General features: G+C 60.3%; 14 protein-coding genes. 6 read left to right on the top strand and 8 right to left on the bottom strand.

Going from position 1 to position 15,915, the window contains the following annotated elements; translation table 11 throughout:
• Positions 1 to 191: 191 nt before the first annotated feature.
• The 4 genes from FEE99_RS26255 to FEE99_RS26240 all read right to left on the bottom strand — a co-directional run bounded on the left by FEE99_RS26255 (position 192) and on the right by FEE99_RS26240 (position 5,512).
• On the bottom strand, positions 192 to 1,544 hold the full coding sequence (locus tag FEE99_RS26255; RefSeq protein WP_041479846.1) for an imelysin family protein: 1,353 nt from the start codon (positions 1,542 to 1,544) through the stop codon (positions 192 to 194).
• A gap of 211 nt (positions 1,545 to 1,755) precedes the next feature.
• A complete protein-coding gene (locus tag FEE99_RS26250; protein ID WP_016773430.1) occupies positions 1,756 to 3,807 on the bottom strand; it encodes a putative bifunctional diguanylate cyclase/phosphodiesterase in 2,052 nt (683 codons plus the stop codon).
• Positions 3,808 to 4,136: 329 nt separating this feature from the next.
• Positions 4,137 to 4,733: a superoxide dismutase gene (locus FEE99_RS26245; RefSeq protein WP_143979080.1), complete on the bottom strand. Its 597-nt coding sequence runs from the start codon at positions 4,731 to 4,733 to the stop codon at positions 4,137 to 4,139.
• A 176-nt stretch (positions 4,734 to 4,909) separates the two neighbouring features.
• A complete protein-coding gene (locus tag FEE99_RS26240) occupies positions 4,910 to 5,512 on the bottom strand; it encodes a LysE/ArgO family amino acid transporter (RefSeq protein ID WP_016773432.1) in 603 nt (200 codons plus the stop codon).
• Between the two features lie 96 nt (positions 5,513 to 5,608).
• On the opposite strand from FEE99_RS26240, the gene FEE99_RS26235 reads away from it, so the two are divergent.
• The 4 genes from FEE99_RS26235 to FEE99_RS26220 all read left to right on the top strand — a co-directional run bounded on the left by FEE99_RS26235 (position 5,609) and on the right by FEE99_RS26220 (position 9,545).
• Positions 5,609 to 6,496, top strand: a complete 888-nt coding sequence (locus tag FEE99_RS26235; protein WP_041479845.1) for a LysR family transcriptional regulator ArgP — start codon at positions 5,609 to 5,611, stop codon at positions 6,494 to 6,496.
• 99 nt (positions 6,497 to 6,595) lie between these two features.
• The gene (locus FEE99_RS26230) at positions 6,596 to 7,588 is read left to right on the top strand and encodes an NAD-dependent epimerase/dehydratase family protein (protein ID WP_041479844.1); all 993 of its coding nucleotides are present in this window, start codon (positions 6,596 to 6,598) and stop codon (positions 7,586 to 7,588) included.
• 116 nt (positions 7,589 to 7,704) lie between these two features.
• Entirely contained in the window at positions 7,705 to 8,562 is an 858-nt protein-coding gene (locus tag FEE99_RS26225; protein ID WP_041479843.1) for an ATPase, read from the top strand.
• Positions 8,563 to 8,696: 134 nt separating this feature from the next.
• Positions 8,697 to 9,545, top strand: coding sequence for a cache domain-containing protein (locus FEE99_RS26220; RefSeq protein ID WP_041479842.1), 849 nt, complete (start codon positions 8,697 to 8,699; stop codon positions 9,543 to 9,545).
• Positions 9,546 to 9,677: 132 nt separating this feature from the next.
• On the opposite strand, the gene FEE99_RS26215 is transcribed toward FEE99_RS26220, so the two are convergent.
• Together FEE99_RS26215 and pobA are read right to left on the bottom strand one after the other, a co-directional pair.
• A complete protein-coding gene (locus tag FEE99_RS26215) occupies positions 9,678 to 11,195 on the bottom strand; it encodes an MDR family MFS transporter (RefSeq protein WP_041479841.1) in 1,518 nt (505 codons plus the stop codon).
• 78 nt (positions 11,196 to 11,273) lie between these two features.
• Positions 11,274 to 12,467, bottom strand: coding sequence for a 4-hydroxybenzoate 3-monooxygenase (pobA, locus tag FEE99_RS26210; RefSeq protein ID WP_041479840.1), 1,194 nt, complete (start codon positions 12,465 to 12,467; stop codon positions 11,274 to 11,276).
• A gap of 175 nt (positions 12,468 to 12,642) precedes the next feature.
• Between pobA and FEE99_RS26205 the strand changes: the two genes are divergently transcribed.
• Entirely contained in the window at positions 12,643 to 13,533 is an 891-nt protein-coding gene (locus FEE99_RS26205) for a helix-turn-helix domain-containing protein (protein ID WP_041479839.1), read from the top strand.
• 130 nt (positions 13,534 to 13,663) lie between these two features.
• Here FEE99_RS26205 and FEE99_RS26200 read toward each other — a convergent pair whose 3' ends face one another.
• Both FEE99_RS26200 and FEE99_RS26195 read right to left on the bottom strand, forming a co-directional pair.
• Positions 13,664 to 13,840, bottom strand: coding sequence for a hypothetical protein (locus FEE99_RS26200; RefSeq protein WP_016773438.1), 177 nt, complete (start codon positions 13,838 to 13,840; stop codon positions 13,664 to 13,666).
• A gap of 140 nt (positions 13,841 to 13,980) precedes the next feature.
• On the bottom strand, positions 13,981 to 14,886 hold the full coding sequence (locus tag FEE99_RS26195; RefSeq protein WP_218186500.1) for a LysR family transcriptional regulator: 906 nt from the start codon (positions 14,884 to 14,886) through the stop codon (positions 13,981 to 13,983).
• Between the two features lie 113 nt (positions 14,887 to 14,999).
• Between FEE99_RS26195 and FEE99_RS26190 the strand changes: the two genes are divergently transcribed.
• The gene (locus tag FEE99_RS26190; RefSeq protein WP_041479837.1) at positions 15,000 to 15,878 is read left to right on the top strand and encodes an MBL fold metallo-hydrolase; all 879 of its coding nucleotides are present in this window, start codon (positions 15,000 to 15,002) and stop codon (positions 15,876 to 15,878) included.
• Positions 15,879 to 15,915: the final 37 nt, after the last annotated feature.

The following is a 15,915-nucleotide window of genomic DNA, read 5'->3' as shown; positions in this document are numbered from 1 at the left end:
GATACAGCGCAAATCTGCAGAGCGATGCAAACCCCCTGTAGGAGCTGCCGAAGGCTGCGATCTTTTGATTCTGATCTTCAAAAATCAAGATCAACATATCGCAGCCTTCGGCAGCTCCTACAGGGGACTGTGAACATGGGGTATGAAAAAGGCGACCCGAAGGTCGCCTCTTTTTGACGCGGACGCTGCGATCAGAATTCGTGATCGGCGCTGTCCGGGTTCAGGTCGCTGATGCCCAGTTTGCCCGCAGCGGCTTCGATCGAGCCGGTCTGCTTGACCAGCGCGGCGATGGCGTCGCGAACGATCTGGTTGCCAGCGGTGTTGCCGGCAGCGATCAACTGGTCGTAGTGCTCACCCTTGTTGGCGTGATCGACCATGACCTGGATCTTCGCTTCGGTCGCGGCCAGATCGGCTTTCAGCGCGGTGTCGGCAGCCGGGTCGGCCTTGGCCACCAGCGACGACAGGCTGGCGCCGGTCAGCTTGGTGCCGTCAACACGGGTGTACTCGCCCAGGTAAACGTTACGCACGCCTTTGGCGTCGTAGAAGTGCGAGTAGTGGGTGTTGTCGCTGAAGCAATCCTGCTCGTCTTCAGGGGAGTTGGCTTCCAGGGAAACCTTCATGCGCTCGCCCGCCAGTTCACCCAGGGACAGGCTGCCCATGCCGAAGAGCATTTTGCGCAGGCCGGTTTCGCCTGGCTCGGCTTCCAGGGTGGCGCGGTAGTTGTCGGCCACGTTCGGCTTCCAGTTGGCGACCATTTCTTCCAGATCGCTGACCAGCAGTTGGGTTACGGCTTTCAGGTAGGCGCGACGACGCTCGTTGTGACCACCGGTGGCGCCGGCGCCTTCCAGGTAGTCCGAGGCCGGACGGTTGCCAGCGCCAGGGCCGGTGCCGTTCAGATCCTGGCCCCAGAGCAGGAATTCGATCGCGTGGTAGCCGGTGGCGACGTTGGCTTCCGAGCCGCCCAGCTCGTTGAGGCTGGCGAGTTTTTCCGGGGTGATCTCTTTCACGTCGACTTTGTCTTCGCCGACCTGCACTTCGGTGTTGGCGATGATATTGGCGCTGGCGCCCGGGTTACCCAGTGCGTGCTCGTAGGATTTGTCGACGTAGTCGATCAGGCCTTCGTCCAGCGGCCAGGCGTTAACCTGACCTTCCCAATCGTCAATGATGGTGTTGCCGAAGCGGAACACTTCGCTCTGCAGGTACGGCACGCGCGCGGCGACCCAGGCAGCCTTGGCGGCTTTGAGGGTGTCGGCATTCGGCTTGGCGAGGAACGCGTCGACCGCAGTTTGCAGGGTTTTCGCGGTGGATTCGGCATCGCTGTAAACGGCGAAGACCATGTCGGCGTAGTGCGCGACCACAGCCTTGGCGGCAGCATCGTCAACTTTACCGGCAGCAGGAGCCGGTGCAGCGGCAGGGGCTGGAGCAGCGCTGCTGGAAGCCGGAGTCATTTCGGAGGCTTTTTCTTTGTCCTTGCCTTCGCCGCAACCGGCGAGGGAAATAGCGATGGCCAGCAGACTGGCGGTAGCCAGAGGCATACGAATCATGGCGAACATCCTGCTTCGGTAGTTGAGTGGACTGGCGCCGGTGGCGCGCAAAACTGCGACATAATGCAAATCTTTCGCATTATGTGTAAAGGCGTGCTTGGAAATATTTCTTATTTGCGCATGAAAATCAAAAGATCGCAGCCTCGTTGCACTCGTCAGCTCCTACAGGAGGAACGCATTTCAAATGTAGGAGCTGCTGAAGGCTGCGATCTTATAAAATAGCCGCGTTGCTGCGTTGCGCCTGCTTGAGGTAAATACCCAGCTCCCGCGCCGGCAGCGGTTTGCTGTAGTGGTAGCCCTGACCTTCGTGGCAACCCTCGGAAATGATGTAGGTTTCCTGCTCGGCGGTTTCCACGCCCTCGGCAATCACCTGCATGCCCAGGCTCTTGCCCAGTTGAATGATCGCCCGAACGATGGTCGCGTCATCGTCGTCATCGAGCAGGTCCTGCACGAAGCTCTTGTCGATCTTGATCTTGTCCAGCGGCAGGCTTTTCAGATAGCTGAGGGACGAGTAGCCGGTGCCGAAGTCGTCGATCGCGATCAGCGCACCGGAGCGGCGCAGGCTGAGCAGATGCTGGGCGGCGGTGGTGATGTCTTCCATCAGGCCGGTTTCGGTGACTTCCAGTTCCAGGCTGCGCGGCGGCAGGCGGTACATTTGCAGCAGGTTGTTGACCACCCGTGGCAGCTCGGCGTGGTGCAGTTGCACGGTGGACAGATTGACCGCCATGCGCAGATCGACAAAACCCTGATCGTGCCATTCGCGCAATTGCTTGCAGGCCTGATCGAGTACCCACTCGCCGATGGCGATGATCGTGCCGTTCTGTTCGGCCAGCGGGATGAACAGGTCCGGCGGCACCAGACCGTGTTCCGGATGTTGCCAGCGAATCAGCGCTTCGACGCCAACCACGCGGTGATCGCGATAGCTGATCTGCGGCTGATAGACGAGGTAGAACTGGTCGCGGATCAGCGCATCGCGCAAATCTTTTTCCAGCTCGCGACGACGGCGCATCTCGCTGTCGACGCTGGCGATGTAGAACTGATAGCGATTGCGCGAGCGGGTCTTGGCCAGGGTCATGGTCTGCTCGGCTTTCTGCAACAGCTTCTCGGTGCTGTCGCCGTCCTCCGGAAACAGGGTGATGCCGATGGTCGCGCGCAGGCGGATCTCCTGATCGTCGAGGGCGAACGGCGCCTCGAGGTCATCGAGAATGCTCTGCGCCAGTTCTGCTGCTTCGTAAGGCTGTTCAATGTCGGCCTGCACCAGCGCGAACTGATCGCCGCCCAGGCGGGCGAGGGCGCCCAGGCGACCACTGTGGGCACGTAGACGATCGGCCAGGGCCAGCAGCAATTGGTCGCCGGTCTGGTAGCTGAATTGCTCGTTGATGCCCTTGAAGTCATCCAGGCCGACGCACAACACCGCGACGCGGCGCTGCAATTTGCCGGCATCGACGAGAATCTTGTCCAGTTGCTGCTGCAATTGCTGGCGGTTCGGCAGGCCGGTGAGGAAGTCGTACTGGGCCATGCGCAACAGACTGTTTTCCGCTTCGTGGCGCAGGTGAGTGTTGCGTTCGATGGACTCGAGCAACTGGTTGGCAGTATTGATCCACAGGCCCAGTTCGTTCTTTTCGTGGCCCTTGATCTGCGGAATCTTGTGCTCGCTGGGACGATCCGGGTTGATTTCGGTGAGGTGCTCGATGATTCGCGACAGCGGTTTGGTCAGCAGCCAGTGATAGACCAGATACAGCACCAGGCCCAACGCCAGTGCGCGCAACACCCCGGAAATGAAAATGATCACTGAGCTGACGATAAACCCTTCGCCATAGGTGGCGGTGTCGAGGGTGATGCTCAGGTCGCCGTAGTATTCGCTGTAGGGGCCGCGGCCGACCAGTTGCGTGGTGAAGGTGCGTTCCTGGCCGAGAATCAGGTCGGTCAGCCAACGGCTATTGGAATGCTGCAGTTCGCGGGATTTCTGCGCGAGCATGGCTTCGTTGGGGTGGCCGATAGAGGCCTGACGCACGGCGTCGTCCTGGAACAGCCCTTCGATCACCTGCATGCCCATTTCCCGGTCCAGGCTGTAGACGGCCTGGGTCGACGGATCACGGAACATGTCGAGGATGCGCTCGGCGTCGCCGGCAACCGCCTGACGGGTCTTGTAGGCATCGAAGACAATCTGCGCGCAGCTCAAGACTACGCCTACGATCAATGCCGACAGGAGCACGACCCGGAGCAACTTCACCGACAAGCTGTTCTTGAGTTCCAGCTTCAAAGGGTTATTCCTTGTTCCGTGCGGGTAGCGTCAAGTTGCCATGAGTATTGGCAATCCCGGGTTGGCAGTCAAAGGGACAATCGGGCACGGGAAAAGTCGCCGTGATCCTGGCCGCAATGTCGTCATTTGAGTAATAGCTCTGAATTAACTGTGTCGGTTGCAATTGCCTTCAACTTGAGCACTGGGCCAAAGATTTTTTCCTGTCTGTGATGGTAGACCGCTGGGGGCTGGCGGCAAACGGCGCGAAGCTGCTTTTACCGTGCGAGAAACGCCATGCGCCGGGCATAAAAAAACCCGGCAGAAGCCGGGTTTTTCATCTGGCGCGCAGCTTAAGCGGTGAAGGTTTTGCCTTCGAACTGCTCGGCCACGAACTTCCAGTTGACCAGGTTCCAGAACGCTTCAACGTACTTCGGACGCAGGTTGCGGTAGTCGATGTAGTAAGCGTGTTCCCAGACGTCGCAGGTCAGCAGCGGGGTGTCGCCGCTGGTCAGCGGGTTGCCGGCGCCGATGGTGCTGGCCAGGGCCAGGGAACCGTCAGCCTTTTTCACCAGCCAGCCCCAGCCGGAACCGAAGGTGCCGATCGAGGTTTTGCTGAATTCTTCCTTGAACTTGTCGAACGAACCGAACGCTGCGTTGATGGCATCTGCCAGTGCGCCGGTTGGTTGACCACCGGCGTTTGGCGCCAGGCAGTTCCAGTAGAAGGTGTGGTTCCAGACCTGAGCGGCGTTGTTGAAGATGCCGTCCGAAGAAGTCTTGACGATTTCTTCCAGGGTCTTGCCTTCAAACTCGGTGCCTGGCACCAGGTTGTTCAGGTTCACGACGTAGGTGTTGTGGTGCTTGTCGTGGTGGAACTCCAGGGTTTCCTTGGAGATGTGCGGCTGCAGGGCATCGTGTGCGTAAGGCAGCGGCGGCAATTCGAAAGCCATGATGATTCTCCTAATCAGGTCTGTTGCGGTGAGCGCAAGGCCGATCACGGGCGGCCGGAAATGCACCGGCGAGTTTTTACTCTTTGCGGCGCAGGGTTCGGATCATAGCACCGGGGTCGCGCCTTAACCACGCAACAACTGTGTGGGATAGAGGTTCCAGAGCCTTTGCGAATAAATCATCCGGCGATGATCAACTGCGCGGCGACGGCAAACATCATCAACGCCACCACCAGATCGAGAATGCGCCATGTGCTCGGGCGTGCCAGCCACGGTGCCAGCCACGCCGCGCCGAGGGCCAGGGTGAAAAACCACAGCAACGATGCACTCGCCGCACCGACCACATAAGCGCCCGGCACCGATTGCTGCGCGCCCAGCGAGCCGATCAGCAGTACCGTATCGAGATAAACATGAGGGTTGAGCAAGGTCACCGCCAGCGCGCTGAGCATGACCGCGCGCAGCGAACGCACGGTCTGGTTTTCGCCTTGCTCAAGGCTCTGTTTCGAGCAGGCCCGGCGCAGCGCCTGGCTGCCGTACCAGATCAGAAACGTCGCACCGCCCCAACGGGCGATCGCCAGCAGGGTCGGGTTCTGCGCCAGGATCGTCGCCAGGCCGAACACCCCGGCCGCGACCAGAATTGCGTCACACACCACGCACAATGCCGCCACCGGCAAATGGTGTTCACGGCGCAGGCTTTGCGCCAAGACAAAAGCGTTCTGCGTGCCGATCGCCATGATCAGGCCGAACGCCACCAACAGGCCGTTTACGTAGCTTTGCCACATGGGAGAGATCCTTGAAAGAGAGTGCTTGCTGGCTATTCTCCGGTGTGACGCTGTATAAGAAAAACCAATAGTGCTGATCGCCCATTAGGAAAACTGATGTTCGACTATAAATTGCTTTCCGCGCTCGCCGCAGTGGTCGAGCAGGCCGGATTCGATCGCGCCGCACAGGTGCTCGGCCTGTCGCAGTCGGCCATTTCCCAACGCATCAAATTGCTTGAAGCGCGGGTCGGCCAGCCAGTGCTGGTGCGCGAAACACCGCCATCGCCGACCGAGATCGGCCGACGCTTGCTCAACCATGTGCAGCAGGTGCGTCTGCTCGAGCGCGACTTGCAATCAGTGGTGCCGGCGCTCGACGAAGAAGGCTTGCCGGATCGCCTGCGCATCGCCCTCAACGCCGACAGCCTCGCCACTTGGTGGGCCGAGGCCGTCGGCGATTTCTGCGCCGAGCAGCATTTGTTGCTCGACCTGATCGTCGAAGACCAGACGGTCGGCCTCAAGCGCATGCGTGCGGGTGAAGTGGCCGCATGCCTGTGTGCCAGCGAGCGGCCGGTGGCCGGCGCACGCAGCGTATTGCTCGGCGCCATGCGTTATCGCGCCTTGGCCAGTCCAGCCTTCCTCGCTCGGCATTTTCCCGAAGGCGTGCGCGCCGAACAGCTGCCGCGCACCCCGGCGCTGGTGTTCGGCCCGGACGATTTCCTTCAGCATCGCTATCTGGCGCTGTTGGGCGTCGACGGCGCTTTTGAACATCACTTATGCCCGTCCTCCGAAGGCTTCATCCGCCTGACCGAGGCCGGTCTGGGTTGGGGCCTGGTGCCGGAACTGCAAGTGCGCGAGCAATTGCAACGCGGGGTGCTGCGCGAATTGCTGCCAGATAAACCGATCGACGTGCCGCTGTACTGGCATCATTGGCGCAATGGCGGCCAGTTGCTCAATCTACTGACCGAACAACTGCTGCGCTCCTCAAAGCAATGGCTAGTGGCTTGAAAGCAGCAACAAGCGTCAAGCTGCAAGCGGCAAGAACACGTACCGTTTCAACTTGCAGCTGAAAGCTCGAAGCTTGCAGCTGCTTCCCTGGAGTTTTTGATGAAGATTTTGGTTACCGGCGCCAGTGGCTTTATTGGCGGGCGCTTTGCGCGTTTCGCCCTGGAGCAGGGCCTTGAAGTGCGGGTCAACGGTCGCCGGGCCGAGAGCGTCGAGCATCTGGTGCGCCGGGGCGCGGAGTTCGTGCCGGGCGATCTGAGCGACGCCGATCTGGTGAGGGATCTGTGCAGCGATGTCGAGGCCGTGGTGCATTGCGCCGGTGCGGTTGGCGTGTGGGGGCGTTATCAGGACTTTCATCAGGGCAACGTCGAAGTCACCGAAAACGTCGTCGAAGCGTGCCTCAAGCAGCGGGTACGGCGGCTGGTGCATCTGTCGTCGCCGTCGATCTATTTCGATGGCCGCGACCATCTCGGTCTGACCGAAGAGCAAGTGCCCAAACGCTTCAAGCATCCCTACGCCGCGACCAAATATCTGGCCGAGCAGAAAGTCTTCGGTGCCCAGGAGTTCGGTCTGGAAACCATCGCCCTGCGCCCGCGTTTCGTCACCGGTGCCGGTGACATGAGCATCTTCCCGCGCCTGCTGAAGATGCAGCGCAAGGGCCGGCTGGCGATCATCGGCGACGGCTTGAACAAGGTCGATTTCACCAGCGTGCAAAACCTCAACGAAGCCATGCTCAGCAGCCTGTTGGCCCAAGGTTCTGCGCTCGGCAAGGCCTACAACATCAGCAACGGTACGCCGGTGCCGCTGTGGGACGTGGTCAATTACGTGATGCGGCGGATGGACGTCGATCAGGTGCGCAAATATCGCTCCTACGGTCTCGCGTACAGCGTCGCGGCGCTCAACGAAGGCGCGTGCATGCTCTGGCCGGGACGCCCGGAGCCGACCCTGTCGCGCCTGGGCATGCAGGTCATGAAAAAAAATTTCACCCTCGACATCAGCCGCGCCCGGCATTATCTCGACTACGATCCGAAAGTCAGCCTCTGGGCTGCCCTCGATGAGTTCTGTGCGTGGTGGAAAGCCCAAGACATCCGTTGAAACGATTCGGCCGGGCGGCAATGAACCGCCTTGCGGGTTGAGGGTCAATGCCTGCGGCTGCGACGGTTATACTTCGCAGCATTTAGCCATCACCGCGTTTGCCAAAGGTTGCCTCAATGTCCATGCGAAACGATGCCCACGACGACGATTTCGATAACGTGCCAAGCCTGCGCGCTGACCCGTTCGACGACGATGACATCGCGCCCGGCCCCCGCACTTCCGTGCATTCGCGCACGGCGCCAGTGGTCAAGGTCAGGGCCGCCAGCACCGGGCCGCTGTGGGCGCTGGTCGGTGCGTTGTTTTTCGCCTTCATCGGTCTGGCCTGGTGGAGCTTCCAGCAGATTTCGTTGATGGAGCAGCAACTGGTCGCCACCCAGGAAAGCTTCGCCCGCATCAGCGAAGAAGCGGCGGGGCGCCTGCAGGATATTTCCGGCAAGGTTGTCGCCAGCCAGAGCAACGTCAACAGTGACAGCGAAGCGCTGAAGCTGCAGATCAAACAACTCGAAGGCAAGCTGCTCGACCAGAGCAAGCAGCAGCAAGGCGTGGCCGGTCAGGCCAGTGAGCTGGACAAGCGGCTGGCGCAAATGACCGCGCAGACCACCGAACAGCAGAACGCCAATACGCAGTTGCAGGCTCAGGTCAAAGCCTTGAGCGCCGAGCTGGCGACCATCAAAAGCACCCCCGCCGATACCAGCAAGGTCGATGCGCAGTTGAAAGCCTTCGACGCCCAGTTCAAAAGCCTCGGTGCCGATATCGCCGCGCTGAAGAAACAGGGCAACCCGAGCGCGGCGATCGATCGTCTGGAGCAGGACATCGTGGTGCTGAAAAGTCAGCAGGACAATCGCCCGGCAGCGCCGCAGGGTGGCGGCAATACCGCCGAGTTCGATGCGTTCCGCGCGCAGATGACCCGCAACCTCAACACCTTGCAGGCGCAGATCCAGAACCTGCAGCAGCAGATCAATTCCCGCCCGTAGCGACTGATGTGTTGTCCGGAGGGCTTTGTCCCCCCACCACAGGGGTCTGTAATGCCCTGCATCATTCTGAATACTCGTACATCAGCCCAAGCCGTCTACGCTCTTGAAACACCAAAAAGAACGAGGGATGCGCTATGGGTTTTTTGCATAAAGTGGCCTGGCTCGGCCTGATGTTGTTGGCCGCCTTCGGCCAGGCCAGCGCCGCCACCGCCACCAAGGATGACAGTCAGGCGGCCATCGCCCTGCTGGAAAAAGCCTTGGCCTACTACCACGACAATGGCGACAAGGCCTTCGCCGCCTTCAGCCGCCAGGGTGAGTTCGTCGACAAGGATCGCTACGTGTTCGTCCTCGACACCAAAGGCGTCATGCTTGCCAGTGGCGGGCCGTCATCGGCGCTGATCGGCCGTGATGTCAGCGAAGTGCTCGGTCCGGATCTGCAGAAGGCGTTCAAGGATGCGCTGAAAGTGCCGGAAGGCAACGGCATCCAGCAGGCCGAATACCGCTGGCAGAACTGGGCCGACGGCAAGGTCGAGCGCAAGCATGTGTTTTATCAGCGTGTCGGGCAGCGCATTCTCGCGGTGGGTTACTACTTGCCACGGGCGTCGGCTGAGCAGGCCAAGGCCCTGCTGGAAAAAGCCGCGACGGATCTGGGCAAGGACGAGAAGGGCACGCTGGTTGCGATCAACTCGCTCAAGGGCGGATATCTGCAGGATGACCTGTATGTCTTCGTGGTCGATCTGAACAACCAGCGGTATGTCGCCCACGGCACCAATCTGCGCTTGATCAACACTGATTTTGGCAAGGTCAAGGACCCGGAAGGCAAGCCAGTGGGCGAGCCGATTCTGGCGCTGATCGGCAAGCAGGATGAAGGCGAATACGAATACCGCTGGAAAAACCCGGTGACCGGCAAGATCGAGGACAAGCATGCGTACCTGAAAAAGGTCGGGCATTTCCTCGTCGCGGTGGGCTACTACAGCCCTTGAGCGCGCGATGATCGTTCCCACGCTCCGCGTGGGAATGCAGCCCGGGACGCTCTGCGTCCCATCCAAGGCCGAGCGCAGAGCGTCCGTTGAGGCATTCCCACGCAGAGCGTGGCAACGATCAGCGCAAAAGGCTCATTTCGCGCCGTGTTCGCGTCCGCGCAGCAGGTTGTTCGGCATGGCAATCGCCGCTGCCAGCCCCAGCAACGACACTGCCGTGCTGACCCAGAACAAGTGGCGGAAGGTCACCAGCAGCTCCGCGCGCAAAGCGTTCTGCGCTTCGCCGGGTGCGGCGTTCAGGCCATCGAGCAGGACGTTGCCCGAATGCCCTTCGCTGATCAGCGAACTGTTCGTCAGGTGGGCGAAACTGGAATCGTGCAGCAACGCCAGCAGCAGCGCCGACATCAACGCCACGCCCACCGCGCCGCCCAGTGAGCGGAACAGGTTGGTGGTGCTGGTGGCGACGCCGATGTCGCGTTGTTCCACCGAGTTTTGCGTGCCGACCAGCGAGGTCGGGAACTGCATGCCGCCGGCGATGCCGCTGAGCAGCATGAACAGACCGCTGAGCAGCGTTGCTTGTGGCGGACTGAAGGCCATGCCGAGAATCGCGATCGGCATGAGGATCGCCCCGGTGAGAATCTGCGGTTTGTAGCGTCCGGTGATCGAGGTGCGGCGGCCGGCGAAATAGGCACCGATCGGCAAGCCCATCGCCAATGGCAGCAAGTGCAACGCCGCGCTGTCGGCGCCAGCCCCGGTGACGCTTTGGAAACGCAATGGCATCAGCACGATCAGCGAGATGGCCTGGAAACTGGTGAAGAAGATCGTGCACCAGCACAGCAGCGCGCTGCGATTGGTGAACAAGTGCATCGGCAGCAATGGCTCACGTGCACGGCGTTCATGCCAGACGAACAGCGCCAGCACCACCACGGCGCAAGCGAACAGGCCGAGCACTTCGCTGCTGCGCCATGAATGGCCCTGGCCGACTTCGGTGATGCCGAGCAGCAACGCGGTCAGGCCGATGATCATCAACACCGTACCGAGATAATCGATCACCGGTTTGCGCTGCGGAATCGGCAAGCCGCGCAGATTGCGCCGCGCCACCCACCAGGCGCCGAGGCCCAGCGGCAGGTTGATCAGAAACACCCAGCGCCACGACAAATATTCGGTCATGTAGCCGCCGAGCACCGGGCCGGCAACGCTGGCCACGGCGTACATGCTGCTGAAGTAACCCTGATAGCGCCCGCGTTCACGTGGCGGGACGATGTCGCCGATGATCGCCTGACTCACCGAGATCATGCCGCCGGCGCCGATGCCTTGAAGGATTCGCGCCAGCACCAGTTGTTCCATGCTCTGCGCCATACCGCAGAACAGCGAGGCGAGGGTGAACAGGCCCATGCCGAACAACATCAGTTTGCGTCGCCCGTACAGGTCGCCGAGTTTGCCGTAGATCGGCACCGCCACGGTCATCGCCACCATGTAACCGGAAATCACCCAGGCCAGCAGGCTGACGTCCTTGAATTGCGCGGAGATCGCCGGCATCGATACGGCGACGATGGTCTGGTCCAGCGCACCGAGGAAGATCGCCATCATCAAGGCGACCAGCACGCTGCGAATGGCCGGTTTGGGCGTTTCAGGTTGATTGAGAGTGGTCACGGGCGAGCCTGCGGGCATTGATGGACCCGCGCGGCCATCGCGCGCGGGTGGATGCTCGCAGTGTAAGTCGGTAGGAAGCTATTCGATAGCCTCGTACGGAAGCCCGACGTAATTTTCTGCAATGGTTTTTTGCCCGGCTTGCGAGCTGACAAAATAGTCCAGTTCCGAAGCGCAGATGCGCTGGCTGAATTCATCGTGCTCGTCGAAGCGATGCAGCATCGACGTCATCCACCAGGAAAACCGTTCGGCTTTCCACACCCGGCGCAGGCAGATTTCCGAGTATTTTTCCAGCAGATCAGTGCGGCCTTCGCGATAGACCTTCAGCAGAATATTGAACAACGTGCTGACATCGCTGGCCGCCAGGTTCAAGCCCTTGGCGCCAGTCGGCGGTACGATATGTGCGGCGTCGCCGACGAGAAACATGCGCCCGTACTGCATTGGCTCGACGACAAAACTGCGCAGCGGCGCGATGCTTTTTTCGATCGAAGGGCCGGTCACCAGTTTTTCCGCGAGGGCATCCGGCAGGCGTTTTTTCAGCTCATCCCAGAAACGCTGATCGCTCCAGTCATCGACGTTTTCATCTGCCGGGACTTGCAGGTAATAGCGGGTGCGGGTGGCCGAACGCATGCTGCACAAAGCGAAGCCACGCTCGTGGCGGGCATAGACCAATTCGTCGTGAACCGGCGGCGTGTCGGCGAGAATGCCCAGCCAGCCGAACGGGTAGACCCGCTCGAAGATCTTCAGGCAATCGGCCGGAATCGACTGCCGCGCGACGCCATGGAAACCATCGCAACCGGCGATGTAATCGCAATCGACGCGCCAGCTTTCACCGTCCTTTTCGAAGGTGACGAAAGCTTCGTCGCTTTTCATGCCGTGGGGAACGACATTGCTCGCCTGATAAATTGTCAGCGCCCCCGCGTCCCGACGAGCGGCCATCAGGTCGCGGGTGACCTCGGTCTGACCGTAGACCATTACTGTTTTACCGCCGGTCAGAGCGTGCAGATCGATGTGCACCTGACGCCCTTCCAGCGCCAGATCGAAGCCGCCATGAACCAGACCTTCGGCATCCATTCGCTGACCGACGCCGGCCTCACGCAGCAGCTCTACCATGCCTTGTTCAAGCACACCGGCACGGATGCGCCCAAGAATGTAATCAGGCGTCTGGCGTTCGAGGATCAGGGTTTCGATGCCAGCGTTGTGCAGCAGCTGGCCGAGGAGCAGTCCGGAAGGACCGGCGCCGATAATGACGACTTGGGTTTTCAGGGTTTTCATTGTTTTTATGACTCGCAAGCTTCACGCAGCAACAGCCGGTGAATGATTTTATGGATCGAGTGCTTGCATTTTTCCCTTGCGGGTCTGTCAATTGAAGGTGAAAACTGAGCCGATACCTGTACATTCTGCCAATCGGTGCGATTATCGCCCAAAAACCAGAGGCCTGGATTGAAGTATGAACAAGCCTGCCCTGCCTTCTATTCCGGTGTTCAAGCTCTACGGTGAAAGCCTGGACTGGCCGACCCCGGACTTGCTGCACTGTGAAACCATTTCCGCGCGCAGTCGCGAACATCACTGGGAAATCAAACCTCACCGCCACGCGGATCTGTGCCAGCTGCTGTTCGTTTTCAAAGGTCAGGCAGAGCTCGAAATCGAAGGCCAGCGCACGCAACTCGAGACGCCAGCGATTCAGGTGCTGCCACCGTTATCGGTGCACGGGTTTCGTTTTTCCGAGGATGTTGAAGGCTTCATCGTCACCTTGGCCACGCCGCTGATCAATCATTTGCAGGCGCAATTGGGCGATTCGGTACACGCCTTGGCTCGGGCGGAAAACTACCCGGCCGGCAAGGATGGCGATTATCTCAACAGCCTGTTTTCAGCATTGCAGGCCGAGTACAACGGCCATCAACCGGCGCGGGAAATGCTCATGCATTCGCTGGTCAGTGTGATCATGGTCTGGGTCAGCCGTCAGGCGATCGTCCGCCACAAGGCCAGTCAGCGCCCGCAGCGCCAACGCGAATACCTCAACGGTTTCATTCAGTTGGTGGAAGAGACTTACCGCCAGCACGTCAAGGTCGAAGACCTCGCGCATCGCCTGGGCATCTCCGTGTCGCATCTCAACGGCACCTGCCGTGAACTGGCCGGGCAACCGGCGTTGCAGATCATGCACGAGCGTCAGTTGCTGGAAGCCAAGCGCCTGCTGACCTACACCAGCATGACGATTTACGAGATGTCGGAGTTGCTCGGTTTTTCCGATCCAACCAACTTCACGCGCCTGTTCCGCCGCCGCGTGGGGATTTCACCAAAGGCATTCCGCGACCGCTTGAAGGCCGAGCAACAATCCTGATGCGCTGATGAGCCCTGTGGGAGCGAGCCTGCTCGCGAATACGGTCTTTCATTCAGCAACTAGGCTGACTGACACTGCGCATTCGCGAGCAGGCTCGCTCCCACAGCAGTTGCATTCCAGCGCAGGTCTATCAGCGCAATGCGTTCAGCGTGGCATTGTGCGGAATACACCGCTCGTAGTTGCAGCTCGCATACTCGCGCGGCAGCTGGCGCAACTGCTCGACCCGCCAGGCAGCGGTGCCGTACAGCGCCAGCGTGGCGGCGCAGGTGATGAAAATGGCGGCGTACCTTTTTGTTTTGATGTTCACGGTGTTCGACCTCTGAACGTCTACCTTGCGGTATTACTTTGAGCATAGAACAAGATCAAAAGATCGCAGCCTTCGGCAGCTCCTACAGTGGAAACGCATTCCAAATGTAGGAGCTGCCGAAGGCTGCGATCTTTTGACTTTTACAATCCCACATCCCAGGCGGGGTTCTCCGGGAAACGCTGCACAAGAAAGTCGAGCATGCTGCGCAGTGCCGCCGGCATGTGTTTGCGTGAGGCGTACACCGCGTAGATATTCATCTGGCGCGGTTCGACATGTGGCAGCAAGCGCAGCAGTTCGCCGCTGTGAATATGAACGCCAGCCTGGTAGGTCGGCAGCATCGCCACGCCCGCGCCGGCCAGGGTTGCGCGTAGGAGGGTGCTGGCCTCGTTGGCGCTGATATTACCCTGCACCGGTACCGAAACCGGTTCGCCATCCTCCTCGAAATGCCACAGGCTCTTGCCGAAATAGGAATGAGTCAGGCAGTTGTGTCGGCTCAGTTCCTCCACCCGCAACGGCGCCGGATGCTCAAGCAGATACGCCGGTGCTGCGCAGACCACCGAGCGGCAAACGGTCAGGCGCCGGGCGATCAGATTCGGATCAAGATCGTTGCTGGTGCGAATCGCCAGATCGATGCGCTCATCGACCAGATTCACCGTACGGTCGAGCATCTGCAGATCGATGCTCACGCCTGGGTAAAGCTTGACGTATGCCGCCATCGCATCGGCCAGTTGCGCCTGGCCAAACGAGGTGCTGACGCTGATCCGCAGCAATCCGCGCGGCGCGTCATGGGGTTCGCTGACGGCGGCCTGCATGTCGTGCGACAGGTCGATCATCTGCCGGCAGCGCGGGAGGATTTCGCTGCCGGCGGCGGTCAGGCTCAATTTGCGCGTGGTGCGGTGCATCAGCCGCGCGCCGACCCAGTCTTCCAGCTCCGCCAGATAGCGCGACACCACCGGCCGAGACAGGTCGAGGTGGTCGGCCGCCGCCGACTGGCTGCCGAGGTCCACGACCGTGACGAATACCCGCATTGCTTGAAGCCGATCCATGATTTGCCCGCTTTCAGAAACAAACTATGTCCAAGCATCGCATTTTTTGTACTGAGTCTGGCAACTAAGCTCTGTTGCATCGCCAGACTGGCATTCGCAATCCGGAGCAACACATGAGCGGCTTCACCCCCTTCAAACGCGTTCTGCTCGCCGCAGCATTTTTCGGCTTTGCCGCCCAGGCATCCGCCGCCGAGCTGAGCCTCGATGTCTACAACCCGGGCACCCAGGCGATTTTCCCGGTCAGCTCGGTGCTGGTCAACGGTGAGAAAGAAGCGATTCTGGTCGACGCGCAATTCGGCAAATCCCAGGCTGAGCAGGTCGTGGAAAAGATCCGCGCCAGCGGCAAGCAATTGACCACCATCTACATCAGCCATGGCGACCCGGATTACTACTTTGGCCTCGACACCCTGACCAAGGCATTCCCGCAGGCGAAAGTGCTGGCTTCGCAGCCGACTGTCGATCACATCAAGCACACCGTCGACGGCAAACTGGCCTACTGGGGGCCGAAAATGGGCGCCGACGTGCCGGCGAAAACCATCGTCCCGGACGTGCTCAAGGGCGACAGCCTGACCCTCGAAGGCAAGCAATTGCAGGTGATCGGCCTCGACGGCAAGCAACCGGATCGCAGCTTCGTATGGATCCCGTCGCTCAAAGCAGTGGTCGGTGGCGTAGTGGTCGCCGAGAACATTCATGTGTGGATGGCCGACACCCAGACCGCGCAATCCCACGCCGACTGGCTGCACACCCTGCACACCATCGAAAGCCTGAAACCGCAAACCGTGGTGCCCGGTCATTACCTGGGTGACAGCAGCCGCTCGCTGACCAGCGTGAAATTCACCGCTGATTACATCAAAGCCTTCGATGCCGAAACCGCCAAGGCCAAAGACTCTGCTGCACTGATCGCTGCGATGAAAAAACGCTACCCGCAACTCGGCGAGGAAAGCTCGCTGGAACTCAGCGCAAAAGTCGCCAAGGGCGAGATGCAGTGGTAAGCCGAACCTGAACACGCAGCATTTTCAAGCCAACTGG

It is taken from the genome of Pseudomonas sp. ef1 (genome assembly GCF_007293365.2).
Taxonomy (GTDB): Bacteria; Pseudomonadota; Gammaproteobacteria; order Pseudomonadales; family Pseudomonadaceae; genus Aquipseudomonas; species Aquipseudomonas siliginis.
Note: the sequence above shows the minus strand (reverse complement) of the source record. Positions and strands in the feature narration are given on the sequence as shown.

Bases quoted from the DNA above. Each gene is read 5' to 3' on its own strand.
- FEE99_RS26230 (WP_041479844.1), top strand. From the start codon at position 6,596: ATGAAGATTTTGGTTACCGGCGCCAGTGGCTTTATTGGCGGGCGCTTT.
- FEE99_RS26255 (WP_041479846.1), bottom strand. From the start codon at position 1,544: ATGATTCGTATGCCTCTGGCTACCGCCAGTCTGCTGGCCATCGCTATT.
- FEE99_RS26245 (WP_143979080.1), bottom strand. From the start codon at position 4,733: ATGGCTTTCGAATTGCCGCCGCTGCCTTACGCACACGATGCCCTGCAG.
- pobA (WP_041479840.1), bottom strand. From the start codon at position 12,467: ATGAAAACCCTGAAAACCCAAGTCGTCATTATCGGCGCCGGTCCTTCC.
- FEE99_RS26240 (WP_016773432.1), bottom strand. From the start codon at position 5,512: ATGTGGCAAAGCTACGTAAACGGCCTGTTGGTGGCGTTCGGCCTGATC.
- FEE99_RS26235 (WP_041479845.1), top strand. From the start codon at position 5,609: ATGTTCGACTATAAATTGCTTTCCGCGCTCGCCGCAGTGGTCGAGCAG.
- FEE99_RS26220 (WP_041479842.1), top strand. From the start codon at position 8,697: ATGGGTTTTTTGCATAAAGTGGCCTGGCTCGGCCTGATGTTGTTGGCC.
- FEE99_RS26190 (WP_041479837.1), top strand. From the start codon at position 15,000: ATGAGCGGCTTCACCCCCTTCAAACGCGTTCTGCTCGCCGCAGCATTT.
- FEE99_RS26225 (WP_041479843.1), top strand. From the start codon at position 7,705: ATGTCCATGCGAAACGATGCCCACGACGACGATTTCGATAACGTGCCA.
- FEE99_RS26205 (WP_041479839.1), top strand. From the start codon at position 12,643: ATGAACAAGCCTGCCCTGCCTTCTATTCCGGTGTTCAAGCTCTACGGT.
- FEE99_RS26195 (WP_218186500.1), bottom strand. From the start codon at position 14,886: ATGGATCGGCTTCAAGCAATGCGGGTATTCGTCACGGTCGTGGACCTC.